Consider the following 16,013-nt stretch of genomic DNA (forward strand, 5'->3'; position numbering starts at 1 on the left):
CGGAATCGGGCCGGAAACAAGGATTTTTCGCAGATCACGGCCAGGCCTCCACAGGCTTATCCACAGATTCCGTGGAAACCTTTGCCCTTGAACTCAGGGGCGCTAGAGTGCAACGAGCGAGCAGAATCACTCAGACCGACCCATGACCGAGACCCCTGAACTGACCGGTCACGCGCTGATCGCCAGCTATGTCCGTACCCTCGACGGCTCGCCCGGTGTCTACCGGATGCTGGATGCCGAGGCGCGGGTGCTTTACGTCGGCAAGGCGCGCAATCTGAAGGCGCGGGTGTCGAATTATGCGCGTCCCTCGGGGCATTCGGGCCGCATCGCCCGGATGATCCACGAGACGCGCTCGATGATGTTCCTGACCACGCGCACCGAGACCGAGGCGCTGCTTCTGGAACAGAACCTGATCAAGCAGTTGAAGCCCGTCTACAACGTGCTGCTCAGGGACGACAAAAGCTTCCCCAACATCCTGATCTCCAAGGACCACCCCTTCCCGCAGATCCGCAAGCATCGCGGCAAGCGGACCGGGCGCGGCAGCTATTTCGGCCCCTTCGCCAGCGCGGGCGCGGTGAACCGGACGCTGAACCAGTTGCAGAAGGTGTTCCTGCTGCGCTCCTGCGCCGATTCGTCCTTCAACAACCGGACCCGGCCCTGCCTGCTCTATCAGATCAAACGCTGTTCCGGTCCCTGCGTCGACCTGATCTCGCCCGAGGATTACGCGGGCCTCGTCTCGGACGCCGAACGCTTCCTGTCCGGCAAGACCTCGCATATCCAGGCCGATCTGGCCAAGCAGATGCAGGAGGCCTCCGAGGCCATGGAATTCGAGCGCGCGGCGGCGCTGCGCGACCGGATCCGGGCGCTGACCGCCGTGCAGCAGGGCCAGGGCATCAACCCCCGCGGCGTCGAGGAGGCGGATGTCATCGCGCTGCATCTGGAAAAGGGGCAGGCCTGCGTGCAGGTCTTCTTCATCCGCGCCAACCAATCCTGGGGCAACAAGGATTTCTACCCCCGCACCGGCTCGGGCGCCGAGGAGGGCGAGATCCTGGAGGCCTTCCTCGCGCAATTCTACGACGACAAGCCGCCGCCCCGGCAGATCCTGCTGTCGCATCCGATCGACAACGAGGATCTGATCCATGAGTTGCTCAGCGCCCGCGCCGGCCGCAATGTCGAGCTGCGCGTGCCGCAGCGGGGCGAGAAGGCGGAACTGGTTGAAAACGCGCTGAGAAACGCCAAGGAATCGCTTGGCCGCAAGATGTCGGAAAGCGCCGCGCAATCGCGGCTGCTGGACGGGCTGGCCGAAGCCTTCGATCTGGACGAGGCCCCGAAGCGGGTCGAGATCTACGACAACTCGCATATCCAGGGCGCCCATGCCGTCGGCGCCATGGTGGTGGCCGGACCGGACGGCTGGCAGAAGAACCAGTACCGCAAATTCACCATCAAGACCGCACCCGGCGACGATTTCGGCATGATGAAAGAGGTGCTGACCCGCCGCTTCGAGCGTCTGCTGAAAGAGGACCCCGGCCGCGTGACCGAGGCCTGGCCGGACCTCCTGCTGATCGACGGCGGCGCCGGGCAGATCAGCGCCGTGGCCGAGGTTCTGGCCGAGCTGGGCGTCGATGACGTGCCCTTCGTCGGCGTCGCCAAGGGCGTCGACCGCGATCTGGGGCGCGAGGAATTCCACCGCCCCGGTGCCCGGCCCTTTGCGCTGCGCCACAACGACCCGGTGCTCTATTTCGTCCAGCGCCTGCGCGACGAGGCCCACCGTTTCGCCATCGGCACCCACCGTGCGGCGCGCGCCAAGGCCACGACCAGCACGCCGCTGGACGAGGTCCCCGGCATCGGCGCCGCCCGCAAACGCGCGCTCCTGCAGCATTTCGGCTCGGCCAAGGCGGTGACGCGGGCCGGGCTGACCGATCTGATGGCGGTGCCGGGGATCAGCCAGGCCATGGCCGAAACTGTCTACAATTTCTTCCATACCGGCAGTTGAGACGGCGCCGCGGGTAACCTTGCGGAAAGACTCCCGCGGCATTCTGGCGGCTCCTCCAGCCCCGGGACCGCGATCATGATGCAGGCCACGCCGACCACCAGCCACTCCGGCGCCCCCCGCGATGCGGGGCAGGAAGTCCCGTTCGAAATGGGCGAACTGGTCTATTCCAGGACCGACGAACGCGGCATCCTGCTGGCGGCCAACGATGTCTTCGAACGCCTCGGTGGCTACGACTGGCGCGAATTGATCGGCTCGCCGCACAAGATCGTGCGCCATCCCGACATGCCGAAGGCCTTCTTCCACATCTTCTGGCAATATCTGAAGGCCGGGGAACCGTCGGTCGGCTATGTCAAGAACCGCTCGAAGGACGGGCGCTATTACTGGGTGCTGGCCGCGGCCATCCCCTACGACGGCGGCTATTTCTCGGTGCGGATGCGGCCCTCCTCGCCGATCTTCCACGCGATGCGCGCCGAATACGCGCGCCTGCGCCGGCGGGAGGAGACGGAGAAGCTTTCGGCCGAGGCCTCCGCAGCGATCCTGCTCGCCCGGCTGACCGAGCTTGGCTACCATTCCTATCCCGAATTCATGAGCCAGGCGCTGCATGAGGAATCGCTCGCCCGCGACGCGGCTTTGGGCAAGCCTCCGGACAAGGTGGCGACGCATCTCTCGGGCCTGGTGACGGCGCTCAACGACGCGCTGAAGGAACAGACGCGGCTGGTCAGCCTGTTCGACAGTCTGAAGCTGCTGCCGGTGAACATGCGCCTGATCGCCGCCCGGCTGGAACCGCAGGGCGGGCCGATCAGCCAGATCTCGATGAACTACAAGACATCCTTCGACAATATCTCCGAAAAGCTGTCGAATTTCGTCACCGGCGAGGGGAATATCTGCGGCCAGATGGACATCGCCGTGCGCCGAAGCCTGATCCTGACCAATTGCGCCCGGCTGCATCTGGAAATGGCCCGCCATATCCGCAAGCCCGAACGCACCCCGCCCGAGGTTGAACGCCGCGAGGAGTACCAGATCGTCGAGACGCTCGGCCAGAGCAGTCATGCAAGGGTGCAGATCTCTCTGAACGAGGCGCTGCGTCTGGCGGCGGCGCTGATCGCCTCGGCCTTCGAGATCCGGCGCCTGGTGCTGGGGCTCGATACGATCCGCATCCTGGGCCGGGTCGAAAGCCGCCGCGACCACGTGTCCGAGGCCGCCTGTTCGGCCACGCTGGACCAGATCGATGCCGTTCAGGCCGAGATTTCCGAAAGCCTGCAAAGCCTGTCGAACCTGGCAGTGGCGATCCAGACCGGCCTCTCGCTGATCAACGTCTCCCGCCGACCGGAGAGCGAGGCGATGGCGCATCGCGCAGCGGCAACCGGCACCGCGACAGGCAAGGCCACACGAGCGCCCAACGCCCCGGCCGCCACCAGGCCCCCAGGCGCCCGCCCCGACGACCGTATCGCCGCGGAATAGGGTTGCCCGCGCCCTCTGCGCCTGTACCCGCCTCTCAGCCCATCCCCCCGGGTCTCCGCTGCTGGAGCCTCGGACGCTCGCGATGGGAGGCACCTGCCCTGCCACCGGCTTGGGCCCCCGAACCAAGGCCGGAGCGGGTGCCTCCTTCCGGTGAACAAGCGGCCCAAGAAACAGCGCAGCCACACTCCCGCCGCCGTCGCACAAGCCCGCCCCAATCCAGAAGGCCTGCCCGGAAGGTCGCGAGGGCAGCGGTCACGTCCCGCGGCCCTCCGAACCCACACACCCTGCGCTCACGCTTGGGCCGGGGACCAGACAGAACGGCCGGCGGTCGGAAAGACGGTGACCGGCATCTCCACCATCCCCGCCCGCACGCCCTGCACTCACCTTCGTGTCGCTGACGAGGCGGGTCAGCCGGAAGGCACCACGACGGCGGACGGGACTGCCGCCATACTGGCCCGCCTGCCCTGTGCTGATGCGCACCAAGGCACGACGAGGGTATTGCTGAAACCGTGGGGAATACCTCTCGGGGCGCGCGCTCCCCAAGACCCGACCACCCTGCATCTGTCCCCGTACCGGGGCGCGAGGCAACTTTGCAAGACGTCACGGGGACGGCGCTCGGCGGCTCCGCCATCCCTGCCCGCACGCCCAGCACTCACCTTCGTGCCCCAGATTAGACGGGCCAGCCGGAAGTCACGAGTGCGACGGACGGGGCGCTGCCATCCGGGCCCGCCTGCCTTGTGCTCATGCGCGCCAAGGCACGACGAGGGTCCTGCTGAAACCGTGGGGACTACCCCTCGGGGCACGCGCGCCCCCAGGACCCGACCACCCTGCATCTGTCTCCGTGCCGGGGCGCGAAACAACCTTGCAAGACGTCACGGGGACGGCGGTCGGCGCCTCCGCCATCCCTACCCGGACTCCTTGCGCCCACCTTCGTGCCCCAGTTTAGGCGGGCCAGCCGGAAGGCACCACGACGGCGGACGGGACTGCCGCCATACTGGCCCGCCTGCCCTGTGCTGATGCGCACCAAAGCACGACGAGGGTATTGCTGAAACCGTGGGGAATACCTCTCGGGGCGCGGCTCCCCAAGACCCGACCACGCTGCATCTGTCCCCGTACCGGGGCGCGAGGCAACTTTGCAAGACGTCACGGAGACGGCGCTCGGCGGCTCCGCCATCCCTGCCCGCACGCCCAGCACTCACCTTCGTGCCCCAGATTAGACGGGCCAGCCGGAAGTCACGAGTGCGACGGACGGGGCGCTGCCATCCGGGCCCGCCTGCCCTGTGCTCATGCGCGCCAAGGCACGACGAGGGTCCTGCTGAAACCGGGGAGACTGCCCCTCGGGGCGCGCCCCCAAGACCCGACCACCCTGCATCTGACCCCGTGCCGGGGCGCGAGGCAACTTTGCAAGACGTCACGGAGACGGCGCTCGGCATCTCCGCCATCCTGGCCCTCATTACCGGCGTTCATACCCGCGCCGGGGGCGGGAAGGGCGGGAGGTGGATCAACCGGCGGGCTGCTGCCATCCGCTCACGCCTGTCCGCTCACGCATATCTTCGATGGAGCGCGAGGCAGCCGGTCCCGAAGGTCACGAGGACCGTCCCTCGGGGCACGGGCACCCAGGGCGGCGAAGCCCAGACTCATGGCTGCACCTTGGCACAGGACGGCCTGCCCCGGACGCCACGAGAGCCGCGGCGGGTGCCTCCTTCCCGGGCCGAACGCGGCGTGCTGACGCCCGCACCGGGGTAGGCTCCGGTTTGGCCGGAGGCGTGACGGCAGTGGTCGCGGGCGCTGCCCTCGGGCACTGAGGGCAGCGCCCGGCTGTGCCGGAGGACATGACACATTGGCCGGAAGCGACGGCGGCCGGGGAGCGGCGCCTTCCAGGCCGTCAGGCCTTGCAACCGCCATCGTGGTGAATTCCCGACGGGCCGGCCCCGGGGGCCAGGCAGGCTGGGCATAGGTATCCCCTCGCGCCGCATCCGGCCGGTTCCGGATGACCGGACCGCCGGTCCGGACCAAAGCGCAGGGCGGCCCCCCGAAACCGCGCGCACCGAACTCAGCCCCGGGCCGGCCATCAGGTATCCCCGTCCGGACGCCCGCCGGAAACCCCGACAGGCACCGCGCGGCAGGGGCAACGGCCTCGCACCACCGGGCGCCGCCCTGCGGGGCCGCGCGGCCGGCAAACCCGAGACCTCCCGCCCCCGCGCCCTGCGACACGCCGCCCAGCGCAGGGCCGAGGGGAACTGGCCTCTTTTCCCGGCGATGCGCTTGGGCTACGAACAGGCCATGCGATGGACGATACCCAACACGCTGACCTTCCTGCGCCTGATCGCAGCCCCCGGGGTGGCGATCATGTTCCTGTATTTCGCCCGGCCCTGGGCCGACTGGTTCGCGCTGGTCCTGTTCCTGGTCGCCGCGATCACCGATTACTTCGACGGCTATCTGGCGCGGCTCTGGCGGCAGGAAAGCCGCATGGGCGCCATGCTGGACCCGATCGCCGACAAGGCGATGGTGGTCATCGCCCTGCTGGTGCTGACCGGCTATTCGGGGATGGACCCCTATCTGATCCTGCCCGCCACGGTGATCCTGTTCCGCGAGGTCTTTGTCTCGGGGCTCAGGGAATATCTGGGCAATACCTCGCGCCTGCTGGCCGTCACCAAGCTGGCGAAATGGAAGACCACGGCGCAGATGGTGGCGATCTCGACGCTCTTTGCCGCGCTGGGGCTGGAATACGTCCGCGAGCAGGCGCTGGCCCGCAACCGCCAGATCATCGCCCAGATGACCGATACCGGCATCGACGCCGAACTCAATCTGCTCTCCATCGCCAATATGGGCGGCGAAGCGGTATGGAACTTCGGCCTGGTGCTGATCTGGATCGCCGCGGCGCTGACCGCCATCACCGGCTGGGACTATCTGCGCAAGGCCCTGCCCTTCCTCAAGGACAGCGGCGAATGAGCGTGACGATCCTGTACTTTGCCTGGCTGCGCGAACGCATCGGCCTGCCGCGCGAGACGGTCGAGACCGGGGCCGCCACCGTGGCCGAGCTGGTCGAGGAACTGCGCGGCCGCGAGGAGCGCTACGCGCTGGCCTTCGCCGACCTGAAGGCGGTGCGGGTGGCGCTGGATCAGGAGCTGTCGGATTTCGACGCGCCGCTGACCGGGGTGCGCGAAATCGCCTTCTTCCCGCCGATGACCGGGGGCTGAGCCATGGCGATCCGCGTCCAGGCCGAGCCTTTCGATTATGGCGCCGAATGCAACGCCTTCGCGGCGGCCTGCGGCGGGGCCGGGGCGGTGGTCACGTTCTGCGGGCTGGTGCGCGACGAGGACGGGCGCCTCAGCGGCATGGAGATCGAGCATTACCCCGGCATGACCGAACGCGCGCTGGCCGCGATCGAGGCCGAGGCCCGCGCCCGCTGGTCGCTGACCGAGGCGCTGATCCTGCACCGCCACGGGCCGATGCAGCCGGGCGAGGCGATCATGATGGTCGCCACCGCCTCGCGCCATCGGGGCGAGGCCTTTGCCGCCGCCGAATTCCTGATGGATTACCTGAAATCCCGCGCCCCCTTCTGGAAGAAGGAATTCGGCGCCGGAGGCGAGGCCTGGGTGGCGGCGCGGGACGCGGATGAGGATCAGCTCAAGCGTTGGTGAGTGACCACTCACACGGGCTTGCCCGCCCCCTCTACTTGCGCTCGGCGCTGGCCGGCGATGCCCCGAATACCACCGGCAGCGAGAATTCCGCCGTCTGGCCGCTGGCGCGGTCCACGACATGGGTGCGCAGGGTGAAGGGCCCCTCGGCGCCGGTCACCCGATAGGTCAGGTGGAAGAACCCGTCGACCGGCTGGCTGAAACTGTCCAGCTGCACCTCGCCCATCGGGATCATGGCATCGGTCATCTGCCGCCCTTCGGGGCTGTCGAGCGTGAAGGACACGTCGAACAGCAGCCGGTTGGCCCCATTGGCCAGCGGCGTCATCGAGAAGCCGTAGACCTCGACATAGGCATAGACCGGCTCGCCCAGGGCATAGACATTGCTCGGGCGCGGCTCGAACATGCCATAGCCTTCGGCCGGCAGCAGGGTGAGGCGCGCGTTGGTGACGCCAAAGCCCGCCTCGCCCGTGACATGGCGCAGGAACATCCGGGCGGCAGCCACGGCCTCGGGGCCGCGGCCGGTGGCGAGAAGCTGCTCGATGGCGGAGGCGGCGTCGGTCAGGTCCTGGGCGGGGGCGGTCCCCGGCAGGGCCATCACCGCCGCGAGCGCAAGCGCCGGAAGGGTCCGAAGCCGGACCCGTGACCGGGATCGGTTGCTCATCGTGAAGTCCTGTGCGGCGTGAACATGGGCCCCACTCTGCCCGGGGGCGCGACACCGGGCAAGTCCCGCTCGCGCGCTTTTGTAGCGACGGCAGGAGGGCGGCATCGGGGAAGCCACGGCGCGCCGCTCAGCTGCCGCGGGCCTCGAGCTGATGGCGCAGCATGTCCGATTCGTGGCGCGCGCTGCGCAGCCCGTCCATCGCCGCGCGCAGTTCGGCCTGCAGCTGCGCCATCTCGCGGCCGACTTCCTCGTCGCGCTGATGGATATAGGCGATGGCCTGGTCGCGGGTTTCCTCGGCCTCGTGCAGCGATTGCGCCATGCGCTCCAGCTCGCCCAGATCGGCCTGGGTGACACGGGTGAAGCGGTGGATCAGCCAGTTCACGAACCATCCCAGCGCGAAGGCCGCGGTCAGAACGATCACGGTCACGATGACGAATTCGGTTCGGTTCATGAGGGGCGTCTCCGGGCGGCAGGCTATTGGGATTCGGCAGGGGTCTCGTCGGTCGCCTCTTCGTCGCCCGAGCCGATGGTCGGCGCATCGGCAACCTGGCTGCCGGGGCGCGGACGCGGGCGGATCGTGTCGGCACCCGGGGATTGTACCTCGAAGGTGAGCTGGGCTTCCAGTGCCGGATCAATCGGTTCCGGCGGCGCCTCGGGGCGGATCAGGCGGAATTCGATGCGGCGGTTGGCCTCGCGCCCGGCTTCGGTGCCGTTGTCGGCGATGGGATCGGCCGCGCCATAGCCCTGCGCCACCAGCGAGGCGACCAGCACCCGCCGCGCGAGCAGCGCGTTGATCACCGCCTCGGCCCGGGCCTGGCTGAGGTTGAGGTTGGTCTCCTCGCGCCCCTGGCTGTCGGTATAGCCCGCCACTTCGAAGGGCAGTTCGCCGCATTCGCGCAGCACCTCGGCGATGCGGTCGATGACCGGCGCCGAAGCGGCGTTGATCTCGGTCGCGCCGGGATCGAAGGTGATCTTCGTCTCGCGCAGGATGTCGTGGATCCGCGCCTCGCAATTGTCGGGCGTGGGCGCATTGGCCACCGGGTCCAGCGCCTCGTCATAGCGGACCTGCACGTCGATCCGCGCCTCGCTGCCCAGCCCCTGCAGCAGCGCCTGGGTGACCTGGCTGCGGGCATCGGGGTTGCCCGAGACGCCGCTGATCCGCACCCGGTCGGCGCGCACCAGCGCCTCGCCGTGGTGCAGTTCGGCCAGCGCCTCGATGACGGTCAGCACCCGGATCGCCCAGCCCGAGGGCAGCTCGGGGTCGAGCCGCGCGCCGATCTCGACCGCCTCGCGGCCGAAACGGGCCCCGGCAAAGGCGCCGACCGCGGCGCGGATGCGTTCGTCCGGCAGGCGGCCCGCCAGCGACAGGCGCCCCTCCTCGGTGAGCCTGAGCTGCACCTCGGGCGCGGCATCGGCATCGGGTTCGACCTCGGGCGGCGGGTCGAGGTGACGGGCCGAAAGGCTGAACGCCTCGGGCAGCGCGGTTTCCAGCGAGCCGACCGCGCGGTCGAAATCGCTGCCCGCGACGGTATGGGGGATGGCCAGGATCACCGTGCCGTCCGACATGGTCAGATTGCCCTCGCCCAGCGAGGCCAGCGTGGCGATGCCCAGCGCCGCCCCCTCGCCCCAGCGCGGGGTGGGCGCGCCCAGCGCCAGCGGGCAGACCAGACGCCTTGCATAGCCCGCGCGGGTCAGGGCAGTGGCGATGGCCTGCTGCGCCTCTTCGGTATCGGCGTTGCAGGCGCCGACATGCAAGACACCCGCCTCGGCATCGACCCGCAGCAGGAAGGGTGCGGCGACCGGACGGGGCGCGATCAGGTCGAGCGTCAGCACCTGGCCGCGCGGTGCCATGCCGCGCAATTCCTCTTCCAGGCTGCGGCGTTCCTCGGGCCCGTCGACCAGTGCCTCGACCTCGATCCGCCCGGCGGTGACCGAGATGCGCCCGACCTCGAATTTCTCCAGCGCGGCGACGGCGAAATCGGTGGCCGCGACCCATCCGCCCGGCACGGCATAATCCGTGGTCTGCAGCAGATCCTCGATCGCCAGATCCGGCAGCGCGTCGCGCAGGCGTTCGGCGATGGGCGCGCGCCCCGGCCGCGCCGGCACCAGGCCGATGACCGACAGGTCGTCGCGGTTGCGCATCATCTCGACCCGGAACACCGGGGCGACGATGGCGTTGCGCTGGGTCACGGCGATGGTTTCCGAGATCCGCGTCGCGTCCACCACCTCGCCCGCGACCTGCAGCGCGCTGATCCGGGCGCTTTCATCGGGCGCGGTGCCCGCCAGCGTCACATCGAGCCCGTCCAGCGTCACCTGCACCCAGCCGATTTGCGCCCGGGCAAAGGCCTGCTGCAGCGCTTCGGCGGTCCGACGTTCCAGCAGGGCGACCAGCAAGAGCGCCGTCCCCAGGGCCAGCACCGCCGCCGCCACGAAGGCCGCGATCGAAACGAGCAGGGTTTTTCGTGACATGGAGCATCCGTATCGGCGGCCCGGCCGGGCCAGTCAGGCCTGACCTAGCCGCATCGCGGGGGCGATGCAATCATACCAGAAGGGCTGCGGCAAGAATCAGCACAACGATCAGCCCGGCGTCCCGGTTCGAGCGGAAGAGGCTCAGCAGTACCGCGGAATCATGGATATTGAGGCGGCGCAACTGCCAGTTGAGATGCGCGCCAAAGGCCCAGGCCCCGGCCAGCGTCAGCGACAGGACCAGCGGCTGCGCGAGCGGCGCCAGCGCGTAGATGATCGCCAGCGACATCAGCACGACCGAGGCGACCAGAAACCCCCGCAGCCAGTTCTCGGTATTGTCGCCGAAAAGCCGCGCCGTCGACCGCACGCCGATCAGCGCGTCATCCTCGCGGTCCTGATGGGCATAGATCGTGTCGTAAAACAGCGTCCAGGCGATGCCCGCGATGTACAGCACCACCGCCGGCCAGTCGAGATGCCCGGCCTGTGCCGTCCAGCCCAGCAGCGCGCCCCAGTTGAAGGCCAGCCCCAGGAAGGCCTGCGGCCACCAGGTGAAGCGCTTGGCAAACGGATAGATCGCCACCGGCAGCAGGGCCAGCACGCCAAGGAAGATCGCCGCGCCGTTGAAGGTCAGCAGCAAGAGGAACGAGGCCACCATCTGGATGCCCATCCAGATCAGCGCCTCGCGCACGGTCACCGCGCCCGAGGCCAGCGGCCGGTTGCGCGTGCGCTCGACCTTGTCGTCGATGTCGCGGTCGGTGATGTCGTTCCAGGTGCAGCCCGCACCCCGCATCAGGAACGCCCCCAGCGCCGAGGCGATCATCAGCCACAGCGTCGTCGCCCCCCGCGTCTCGGGATAGGCGAGCGCGGCCAGCAGCACGCCCCACCAGCAGGGCAGCAGCAAAAGCCAGGTGCCGATCGGCCGGTCGGCGCGGCTGAGCCGCAGATAGGGTTTCAGATCGTCGGGCGCCTTGGTATCGACCCAGCTGCCCACGACCCGGTCCTGGATCGCGCGATCCTCGGCGGATCTGTCCTGCGGGTCGGGCGCGCCGCCCTCTGGTGTTTGCCCTGACCCGGTCATACACTCCCGTCCATGCCTAGCGACTTGTCCCGGAACGATCCCCGCCCCAAGGTGCGCCTCTATGTAGAGCAAGCGCTGGGCCAAGGGCAACACATCGCGGTGACGCAGGACCAGGCCCATTACCTGGGCAATGTCATGCGGATGCCCGAGGGGGCCGAGGTTGCCGTTTTCAATGGCAAGGCGGGGGAATGGCGGGCACGGATCGCGGGACTGTCCAAGCGCGGCGGCACGCTGACCTGCGAGGCCCCGGTCGCGCCGCAGCTTGATCCGCCCGACCTGTGGCTCCTGTTCGCGCCGATCAAGAAGGCGCGCACCGATTTCATCGTCGAGAAGGCGGTCGAGATGGGCGCGTCGCGGATCCTGCCGGTGCAGACCGAGTTCACCAATGCCGAACGCATCCGCCGCGACCGCCTGCAGGCCCATGCCATCGAGGCCGCCGAACAATCCGCCGGCACCTTCGTCCCCGAGGTGGCCGAGCTGCAGCGCCTCGACCGGCTGCTGGCCGACTGGCCCGAGGGACGCAGCCTCTGGTGGGCCGATGAAAGCCTTGCGGGCGCCACTCTCGCCGAACCCGCTCCCGCGCCTGCCGCCATCCTGATCGGTCCCGAGGGCGGCTTTTCCCCCGCCGAACGCGCGCGCCTCAAGGCGCTGCCGCAGATCCGCCGCCTCTCGCTCGGCCCCCGGATCCTGCGCGCCGATACCGCAGCTGTGGCGGCGCTCACCCTCTGGCAGGCCCGGCATGGCGACTGGCCGCACCAGACCTGACCCTTCATTCTGCCCAAAATACGCCAGCGACGGCACAACCCACGCGCCCGTCGCCGGGCTGCGGCGGGCCGCGCGCGGGGGGGGCGGGCGGGAGCGCGCGGCCCGCCGCAGCCCGGCCTTTGCCCAGCCGCCTCCCTTGACACAGCCGCCTCCCTTTACACAGGCCCAGAAACCCGCCATCCCTCGCAGACCCGCTCCGAGGCCCGCCCGATGACCGACATGAACCCGGCCCGCGATGCCGACCTGCCCGAGGTCGAGGCCTTCCTCGCCGGGCATGCCCCGACCTCGATGCTGCTGCGCGCCAATCTGCGCCGCTACGGGCTGGGCGACCGGCGCGCGCCCCGGGCGGTCTCGCTGGTCCTGCTGCGCGAGGGCGGGGCGATCACCGGCCTGATGGGCATCACCAACGCCGGATTCGCCATGCTCCAGGCGCCCGGGGCCAGCGCAAACGACTGGCAGGACCTCGCCCGCTGGCTGGGCGGGCGGCGCCTTGCCGGTCTGACCGGCGAGAGCACGCAGGCCGAAGCACTGATCGCGGCACTCCGCCTCGCGCCCCAAGCCTTCATCCATTGCGCGACCGAGCCGCTCTATCACCTCGACCTCGCGGCGCTCGATCTCTCGACCCTGGCCCCGGGCACGATCCGCCGCCCGCGCGAGCGCGACCGCGATCTGCTCACCGCCTGGTACAGAGATTTCGAGGCCAGCGCGCTGAACACGCCCCCCGCCCTTGCCGCCGAACGGGGCGGCGACCGGGCGGATCTGGCCATCGACGGCGATCATGTGCGGCTGTTCGAGCACGACGACCTCCCCCTCGCCATGACTGCCTTCAACGCCGAACTGCCCGGGATCGTGCAGGTCGGCGGCGTCTATACCCCGCCCGAGGGCCGCAACCGCCGCGCCGCCCGCAGCGCCGTCGGCCTGCATCTGGCCGAGGCGCGGCGCCATGGCGTGCGGCAGGCGGTGCTGGCCGCCGCCTCGCCCTCGGCCTGCCGCAGCTACGAGGCCCTGGGCTTTCGCCGCATCGGCCAGATGACGCTGGCGCTGCTGCATGCCCCGGCGGGGGCCGCGCCATGAGCCGCTTCATCCGCCCCGCCGCCCGCGCCGCGCTGCGCCGCTGGGCCGAGACCGGCGCCGCGCTGGCGGTGACCCTGGCCGGGCTCTGGTGGGCCTTTTCCGGCCCGGGGCCGGTGCATTGGCTGGGCTGGGTGCTGGCGGCGCTGGGGGCGGGCCTGACGCTGGGCGCGGTGCAGCGGGCGCAGTTCACCGCCGCGGGCCTCGGCTCGGGCCTGATCGAGGTCATCGAGGGCGAGGTGCGCTATTTCGGCCCGCGCGGCGGCGGGGTGCTGGCGCTCGATCTGATGGTCGCGCTTTCGCTCAGCGCCGATGCCGCCTATTGGCTGGTCGAGGGCAAGGACGGCACCGTGCTGGTCATCCCCCGCGCCGCCTCGGGGCACGAGGCGCTGTTTGATGCCTTCGCCGCGCTGCCCGGCTTCGACATGACCCGGCTTCTGCGCATGGTGGCGCAGGGTCCGGCGCCCCGGGCGCGGCTGGTCTGGCGACATCCCGATCGGCGCCTCTTGACTTGAGCCCTGTCGCGAGACAGGTCTGGGGTCCACACAGACCCAGCCGGAGCGCCCTTTCCCATGTCCATCCCCCAGTCCGGCGGCGGGCCGATCGAGCATCGCGACCAATTGGCCGAATATCTCGCCTCGGGCTGCAAGCCCGAAAGCGACTGGCGCATCGGCACCGAGCACGAGAAATTCGGCTATTGCAAGGACAGCCTGAAGCCCCTGCCCTATGACGGCGAGCGGTCGATCCGCATGGTGCTGGAGGGGCTGCGCGACCGCTACGGCTGGCAGCCGGTGCTGGAAGGCGACAAGCTGATCGGCCTGACGCTGAACGGGGCCAATGTCAGCCTTGAACCCGGCGGGCAGCTGGAACTCTCGGGCGCGCCGCTCGATTCGATCCACCAGACCTGCGACGAGGTGAACGAACACCTGCGCGAGGTGAAATCCATCGCCGATGCGGTCGGCGTGGGCTTCATCGGTCTCGGCGCCGCGCCGGTCTGGACGCATGACGAGATGCCGCTGATGCCCAAGGGCCGCTACCGGCTGATGGACGGCTACATGCAGACAGTCGGCACCCATGGCACGCAGATGATGCGGCGCACCTGCACCGTGCAGGTCAACCTCGATTTCTCGTCCGAGGCCGACATGGTGCAGAAGCTGCGCGTGTCGCTGGCGCTGCAATCGGTGGCCACGGCGCTGTTCGCCAATTCCCCCTTCTTCGAGGGCAAGGAGAACGGCCACAAATCCTGGCGCTCGCGCATCTGGCGCGACCTCGACCCCACCCGCACCGGCACCCTGCCCTTCGCCTTCGAGGACGGGATGGGGTTCGAGCGCTATGTCGATTACGCGCTCGATGTGCCGATGTATTTCGTCTATCGCGATGGCAAGTATATCAACGCCCTGGGCCAGTCCTTCCGCGATTTCCTGAAGGGCCAGCTGCCGGCGCTGCCGGGCGAGGTGCCGACCCTTTCCGACTGGGCCGACCACCTGACGACCATCTTCCCCGAGGCACGGCTGAAGAAATACCTGGAGATGCGCGGCGCCGATGGCGGCCAGTGGCGCCGCCTCTGCGCGCTGCCTGCCTTCTGGGTCGGGCTGCTCTACGACCAATCCTCGCTCGATGCCGCCTGGGACCTGTGCAAGACCTGGGACGCGGAAACCCGCGAGGCGCTGAGGAAAGCCGCCAGCATCGACGGGCTGCAGGCCGAGACGCATGGCGTCAGCATGCTGACGCTCGCGCGGGACCTGGTGGGTATCGCCGAGGCCGGGCTCAAGGCGCGCGCGCGCCCCGGTGCGGGCGGGCTGATCCCGGACGAGACGCATTTCCTCAACGCGCTGAAGGAAAGCGTCGAGACGGGGATGGCGCCGGCCGACGAACTGCTGGCCCATTACCGGGGCGACTGGCAGGGTGACCTTAACCGGATCTACGCCGATTACAGCTATTGAGCCGGGACAACCCCGGCCCAGGCCCCGCGCGCGGCCCGGCGTTGGCGGGCCCGTGCCCGACGAGACGCATGGTCTCAACGCCCGGAAAGACAGGCTCGAGGCCGGAATGACCCCGGCCGACGGGTTGCTGGCCCCTGACAACGGCGACTGATCCTTCCGCCGCTGCCAAGCGCGTGAATCGCGAAGCCCGTGGCTTGTCCGGCCACGGGCTTTCTGCTTTCCTGCGGGTCCGGGCCCTTTTCAGACCTTGTTCTTCAGGAGATTTCCATGCGCGACTTTTTCATCAACCTGCTTGAGAAGCTCATCAACGTCTTCGTCATCATTGCCCTGATCGGCGTGGTGGGCGGGGCGATAGCCGCTTCGATGGCCCCGCAAAACGGCGTGCCCGGCGGCGTCGTCGCCCTCGGCGTGCTGGTCATCGGCGTCCTCTATGTCGTGCTGATGGCCGGCTTCATGTATCTCGGCCTCGGCATCTATCAGAACACCCGTCGCACCGCCGCCGCGATGGAAGACCTCGCCAGGCGCTGAGCCCGACATGGCGAAGGGGCACCCGATGGGTCCAGCCCTTTGCAGTAAATGGTGCAGAAAATTCGGAAAAATTTTGGTTGGCCAGATTTTGGCCAACCTTTCCCTCGATAGCAACCACATGTGGTATTTTCCGAGGGAGTATTCGTGCTCGCACCCGCGATTATTTCTCCGCCAGCGTCCGAACGCAGGCTGCCTTTCCCTAAGCACGGGATCGACATAAACTTCTGCCGGAATCCGCAATGTGATCTGTTCGCGGAACCTCCTGATCCTTTCAAGAAACAAGGCCGTCCGAAGGGAAATGTCAAACCGAACTACCCGCGTGGGGAGGTCATCGGTTCTGGCGACGAAAAAACCTTCAAGTGTGGCGCTTGCAGACAGTCCTCGATCATCAAGAACAACGGCGCCG

The 16,013-nt window shown here is 68.8% G+C and carries 15 protein-coding genes; 11 read left to right on the forward strand and 4 right to left on the reverse strand.

Annotation, left to right across the window (positions count from 1 at the left end; all coding sequences use genetic code 11):
• Positions 1 to 142: 142 nt before the first annotated feature.
• The 5 genes from uvrC to DDE23_RS18505 all read left to right on the forward strand — a co-directional run bounded on the left by uvrC (position 143) and on the right by DDE23_RS18505 (position 7,098).
• On the forward strand, positions 143 to 1,993 hold the full coding sequence (gene uvrC, locus DDE23_RS18485; protein WP_107755054.1) for an excinuclease ABC subunit UvrC: 1,851 nt from the start codon (positions 143 to 145) through the stop codon (positions 1,991 to 1,993).
• A gap of 75 nt (positions 1,994 to 2,068) precedes the next feature.
• Positions 2,069 to 3,454 (forward strand): PAS domain-containing protein, encoded by a 1,386-nt coding sequence (locus DDE23_RS18490; protein WP_107755053.1) that lies wholly within the window; start codon positions 2,069 to 2,071, stop codon positions 3,452 to 3,454.
• A 2,283-nt stretch (positions 3,455 to 5,737) separates the two neighbouring features.
• The gene (gene pgsA, locus DDE23_RS18495; RefSeq protein WP_107755100.1) at positions 5,738 to 6,406 is read left to right on the forward strand and encodes a CDP-diacylglycerol--glycerol-3-phosphate 3-phosphatidyltransferase; all 669 of its coding nucleotides are present in this window, start codon (positions 5,738 to 5,740) and stop codon (positions 6,404 to 6,406) included.
• Complete coding sequence (gene moaD / locus DDE23_RS18500) at positions 6,403 to 6,654, forward strand: molybdopterin converting factor subunit 1 (RefSeq protein WP_107755052.1); 252 nt, start codon at positions 6,403 to 6,405, stop codon at positions 6,652 to 6,654. Before pgsA ends, moaD begins: the two co-directional genes overlap by 4 nt.
• A 3-nt stretch (positions 6,655 to 6,657) precedes the next feature.
• Complete coding sequence (locus tag DDE23_RS18505; protein WP_107755051.1) at positions 6,658 to 7,098, forward strand: molybdenum cofactor biosynthesis protein MoaE; 441 nt, start codon at positions 6,658 to 6,660, stop codon at positions 7,096 to 7,098.
• Positions 7,099 to 7,129: 31 nt separating this feature from the next.
• On the opposite strand, the gene DDE23_RS18510 is transcribed toward DDE23_RS18505, so the two are convergent.
• The 4 genes from DDE23_RS18510 to ubiA all read right to left on the reverse strand — a co-directional run bounded on the left by DDE23_RS18510 (position 7,130) and on the right by ubiA (position 11,300).
• Complete coding sequence (locus DDE23_RS18510; protein WP_107755050.1) at positions 7,130 to 7,756, reverse strand: hypothetical protein; 627 nt, start codon at positions 7,754 to 7,756, stop codon at positions 7,130 to 7,132.
• A 127-nt stretch (positions 7,757 to 7,883) separates the two neighbouring features.
• The gene (locus DDE23_RS18515; RefSeq protein WP_107755049.1) at positions 7,884 to 8,207 is read right to left on the reverse strand and encodes a hypothetical protein; all 324 of its coding nucleotides are present in this window, start codon (positions 8,205 to 8,207) and stop codon (positions 7,884 to 7,886) included.
• Positions 8,208 to 8,230: 23 nt separating this feature from the next.
• Positions 8,231 to 10,225 carry an OmpA family protein gene (locus tag DDE23_RS18520; protein ID WP_107755048.1) on the reverse strand — a complete coding sequence of 665 codons (1,995 nt, stop codon included), beginning with the start codon at positions 10,223 to 10,225 and terminating at the stop codon, positions 8,231 to 8,233.
• A gap of 70 nt (positions 10,226 to 10,295) precedes the next feature.
• Positions 10,296 to 11,300, reverse strand: coding sequence for a 4-hydroxybenzoate octaprenyltransferase (ubiA, locus tag DDE23_RS18525; protein WP_238150048.1), 1,005 nt, complete (start codon positions 11,298 to 11,300; stop codon positions 10,296 to 10,298).
• 12 nt (positions 11,301 to 11,312) lie between these two features.
• On the opposite strand from ubiA, the gene DDE23_RS18530 reads away from it, so the two are divergent.
• The 6 genes from DDE23_RS18530 to DDE23_RS25615 form a co-directional block, all read left to right on the forward strand.
• On the forward strand, positions 11,313 to 12,065 hold the full coding sequence (locus tag DDE23_RS18530; RefSeq protein ID WP_107755046.1) for a 16S rRNA (uracil(1498)-N(3))-methyltransferase: 753 nt from the start codon (positions 11,313 to 11,315) through the stop codon (positions 12,063 to 12,065).
• 210 nt (positions 12,066 to 12,275) lie between these two features.
• A complete protein-coding gene (locus DDE23_RS18535) occupies positions 12,276 to 13,139 on the forward strand; it encodes a GNAT family N-acetyltransferase (RefSeq protein ID WP_107755045.1) in 864 nt (287 codons plus the stop codon).
• Positions 13,136 to 13,651, forward strand: coding sequence for a hypothetical protein (locus DDE23_RS18540; protein WP_107755044.1), 516 nt, complete (start codon positions 13,136 to 13,138; stop codon positions 13,649 to 13,651). Before DDE23_RS18535 ends, DDE23_RS18540 begins: the two co-directional genes overlap by 4 nt.
• A gap of 57 nt (positions 13,652 to 13,708) precedes the next feature.
• Positions 13,709 to 15,079, forward strand: coding sequence for a glutamate--cysteine ligase (locus DDE23_RS18545; RefSeq protein WP_107755043.1), 1,371 nt, complete (start codon positions 13,709 to 13,711; stop codon positions 15,077 to 15,079).
• A gap of 267 nt (positions 15,080 to 15,346) precedes the next feature.
• Entirely contained in the window at positions 15,347 to 15,607 is a 261-nt protein-coding gene (locus DDE23_RS18550; RefSeq protein ID WP_107755042.1) for a hypothetical protein, read from the forward strand.
• 144 nt (positions 15,608 to 15,751) lie between these two features.
• Positions 15,752 to 16,013: hypothetical protein (locus DDE23_RS25615; protein WP_238150049.1), on the forward strand; the 262-nt coding region annotated here is incomplete at its 3' end.

It is taken from the genome of Pararhodobacter aggregans (assembly GCF_003075525.1).
GTDB classification, from domain to species: domain Bacteria; phylum Pseudomonadota; class Alphaproteobacteria; order Rhodobacterales; family Rhodobacteraceae; genus Pararhodobacter; species Pararhodobacter aggregans.